The 3,359-nt window shown below is 72.5% G+C and carries 4 protein-coding genes; 2 read left to right on the forward strand and 2 right to left on the reverse strand.

Translation table 11 applies throughout. The features are described from left to right. Positions 1 to 124: 124 nt before the first annotated feature. Positions 125 to 1,321, reverse strand: coding sequence for a Gfo/Idh/MocA family protein (locus tag PROKR_RS18130; protein ID WP_036965407.1), 1,197 nt, complete (start codon positions 1,319 to 1,321; stop codon positions 125 to 127). Positions 1,322 to 1,450: 129 nt separating this feature from the next. Between PROKR_RS18130 and PROKR_RS18135 the strand changes: the two genes are divergently transcribed. Both PROKR_RS18135 and PROKR_RS18140 read left to right on the forward strand, forming a co-directional pair. After that, positions 1,451 to 2,287 carry a helix-turn-helix domain-containing protein gene (locus tag PROKR_RS18135; RefSeq protein WP_169736469.1) on the forward strand — a complete coding sequence of 279 codons (837 nt, stop codon included), beginning with the start codon at positions 1,451 to 1,453 and terminating at the stop codon, positions 2,285 to 2,287. 50 nt (positions 2,288 to 2,337) lie between these two features. Further along, positions 2,338 to 2,805 carry a hypothetical protein gene (locus PROKR_RS18140; protein WP_051433119.1) on the forward strand — a complete coding sequence of 156 codons (468 nt, stop codon included), beginning with the start codon at positions 2,338 to 2,340 and terminating at the stop codon, positions 2,803 to 2,805. Positions 2,806 to 2,821: 16 nt separating this feature from the next. Here PROKR_RS18140 and PROKR_RS18145 read toward each other — a convergent pair. Then, positions 2,822 to 3,359: zinc-binding dehydrogenase (locus PROKR_RS18145; protein ID WP_157602217.1), on the reverse strand; the 538-nt coding region annotated here is incomplete at its 5' end.

Consider the following 3,359-nt stretch of genomic DNA (forward strand, 5'->3'; position numbering starts at 1 on the left):
CGGGCGGTGGCCCGCGGCTCGGGGTGGGTGCCGGCGCCGGGGGCCGGCTGCGAGGGTGCTGCCTGCGTCACGTCCCAGAGTCTCCCACCCCGGCCTGGGAGCTCGGGACGCGGCGGTCGCGACGTCAGTCCTGCGGGGCGTCCCCGAAGTCGCGGATGTCCAGGCGGACGCCGCCCTTGAGCGCCGACTCGTGCGCGACGATGCCGGGCATCGTGTACCGCGCGGCGACCCAGGCGTTGACGGGCGGGAGGGTGCCGGTGTTGACGGCGGTGACGAAGTCGTCGGCCAGGAAGTGGTGGCTGCCCTCGTGGCCGTTGGACACGTTGGCGAACTCCTTCGGCAGCCGCGAGCGGTCGTGCACGGGCGCGGAGCCCGAGGTGAAGGCGTCGCGCAGCGCGGGCGAGACGTGCTCCAGCGACGGGTCGTCCGGCGACAGCGTGGGCTTGGGTGCCAGGTGCTCCGTGAGGTCCACGACCTGCTCCTTGTCCTGCCAGAGGCTCACGTTGACGAGCTGCTCCATGCTGGCCTCGGTGCCGAAGAACCGGAACCGCGACTCGCGGACGTGCGACGGGAAGCCGACCCTGCGGAACTCGTTGATGCGGAACGCGCCGCCGCCCGCGGCCTCGAACAGCGCGGTGGCGTTCGAGAAGTCGTTGGCGAACTGGCTGACCTCCCTGTCGAACACACCGTCGCCGCGGTCGTCGAGCACGCCGATCGCGGAGACGCTGGTCGCGTACGTCTGCCAGGCACCGAGGATCCCGCCCAGGGAGTGCGTCGGGTACATCAGGGGCGGGTAGCTCGCGGTGGACTTCCAGTTCTCCCCGCCGCTGTACCTGTACGCGTCGTAGAAGCCGAGGTCCATGTCGTGCAGGTAGTCGCCCTCGGCGTAGAAGAGCCGCCCGAACGCGCCCTTCGCCGCCTGGTCGCGGGCGTGGACGGTAGCCGGGTTGTAGTAGCTCGTCTCGCCCATCATGTAGGTCAGGCCGGTCTCGCGCACCGCCTCGACGATCGCCTCGATCTCCTCCTCGGAGATCGCCATCGGCACCGAGGAGTAGACGTGCTTGCCGGCGCGCAGCGCCTGGACCACCAGCGGCCCGTGCGTCCAGCGCTGCGTGAAGATCGCGATGGCGTCGACGTCGGAGGCGAGCAGGGCCTCGAAGGACGGGACGGTCCCGGCGAGGCCGTACTCGCCGACGAGCTGCTCGGCGCGCTCGGGCAGCAGGTCGGTGACGTAGATGTCCCCGACGCCGGGGTGCAGGTTCCAGAGCTTGACGAACTGCCCGGCGAACTGGCCGGCTCCGACGATGCCAAGTGTGAACACGCAATGCTCCTTGCCGTTGGGCCGCACCGCTGCGGCGTTGACGGCCCCGACCCTACGTACCTACGATCGGCGAACTCTTCATGGATCAGAGCCGGTTCTTCCCGGATCATCAGATGCCGGGGAATGCAGATGACGTCGCAGATCGAGATCCAACCGCCCGCCCTCGTGAGCTGGTCCGGCCGCCCGAGCCTGATGGGCACCGCCCACCAGCACGACGACCTGGAGATCAACCTCGTGACCGAGGGCGGCACGATGCTCTACCTGTTCGGCGGCGCGCCGGTCGAGATCGGCCCCGGGTCCGTCGCCGCGTTCTGGGCGGCCGTGCCGCACCAGCTCATCGCCAGCACGGCGGCCCGGGCGCACTGGGTGCACGTGCCGTTCTCGACGTTCCTCGGCTGGGGGCTGCCCACCGCCCTGGTCGGCCGCCTGCTCTCCGGCATGCCGCTGATCTCCCCGCCGGAGGCGGCGCTGAGGACCGACGACGCGAACTTCACGCAGTGGGCCGCCGACCTGTCGGGCGAGCAGCCGGAGCTGCGCCGCGTCGCGATGCTGGAGATCGAGGCAAGGGTGCGCCGGCTCGGCCTGGCCACGCCGGGGCAGCCGGTGCGGCGGTTCACGGCGGGCGACCCGGCCCTGCGCCAGGTGCTGGCGATGGTGCGGCACATCGCGGAGAACTTCCGCGAGCCGCTGACCGTCGCGGACGTCGCGCGGACCGTGCGGCTGCACCCCAACTACGCCATGGCCCAGTTCCGCAAGGTGGTGCACACGACCATGGTCGACTACCTGACCAGGTGCCGGCTGGCGGAGGCGCGGCGCCTGCTGGTGACCACGGGCCTGCCGGTCGCCGACGTCGCGGCCGAGTCGGGCTTCAGCTCCGTGAGCCGCTTCTACACCGCGTTCGGCGACGCGTGCGGCATGCCGCCGGCCGCCTACCGGCGCGAGAACCAGCACGACCAGCCCGCGTGAGTCCTGACCCGGCCGGCCCGACCCGGCCCGACATGTGCTTGACTGCCGCGGTGGCCGACCTTCCCGCTCGCCTGGACATCCCTGACCGTCTGGAGATCGCAGGGACGACGTTCACCCGCGTCGAGTCCCCCGAGAGCATCGCCTGCTGGTCGGCCGACGCCGACCACCGGCCCGTGAGCGTGCTGACGGAGCCTGCGGCCGCACCGGACCGGGCGACGCTCGACCTCGCCACCGTCGTGCTCGGCCGGTTCGACGAGCTCGCCGACCTCGCCGTCGCGTACCTGCGTGAGCGGCTGCGCGAACCGGAGCTCGGCCTGTCGGCCCCCGAGCTCGCGATGCTGGACGCCGCCGAGCCGTCGGCCGCCGAACCCGACGCCGTGGTCTGGGCCGACGGCACCTGGATGCTGCGGTTCGCGGAGTCCCGCCTCCGGATGGCCGACCCCTACGGGATCGGCGTGCTCTTCGAGGGCACGACCCCGTCGGGGATCGAGGACCTCTCGCACGCCGACCTCGCCTAGCACCTGCGCGGAGCGGTCAGGAGACCTCGACCACGATCTTCCCGAGGTTGTCCCCCGCCTCGAGCCGCGCGAACGCCGCCGGCGCTTCCTCCAGCGGCAGCACCTCGTCGATCGCGGGGACGACGACGCCCTCGGTCACCAGGCCCGTGACCTCCTCCAGGTCCGCGCGGGACTGGGGCACGAACAGCACGCCGACGCGCTTGCCGGTCAGCAGGCGCAGCAGCGGCCCGGCGACGAGCGTCGCGAGCAGAACGCGGGTGCGGCCGCCGACCATCAGGTAGGACCCGCCGGCCCGCAGCGCCCGGTGCACCCGGAACGGGGACCGGTGGGCCACCAGGTCCACGACGCGGTCGTACCGGTCGCGCTGGTCGGCCCAGTCGCAGTGCTCGAACGCCACGGTGTCGTCGGCGCCGACCCGGAGCAGGTGACCGGCCTTGTCGGCCCGGTCCACGGCCGTCACGTGGGCGCCCAGGTGCCGGGCGAGGCCGATCACGAGCGCCCCGCCCGCTCCGCCCGCGCCGTTGACCAGGAGCTTGTCGCCCGGCCCCAGCCCG

It is taken from the genome of Promicromonospora kroppenstedtii DSM 19349 (genome assembly GCF_000515355.1).
GTDB lineage: Bacteria > Actinomycetota > Actinomycetes > Actinomycetales > Cellulomonadaceae > Promicromonospora > Promicromonospora kroppenstedtii.

Coding starts and splice junctions, on each gene's coding strand:
- PROKR_RS18135 (WP_169736469.1), top strand. CDS start 1,451: ATGACGTCGCAGATCGAGATCCAACCGCCCGCCCTCGTGAGCTGGTCC.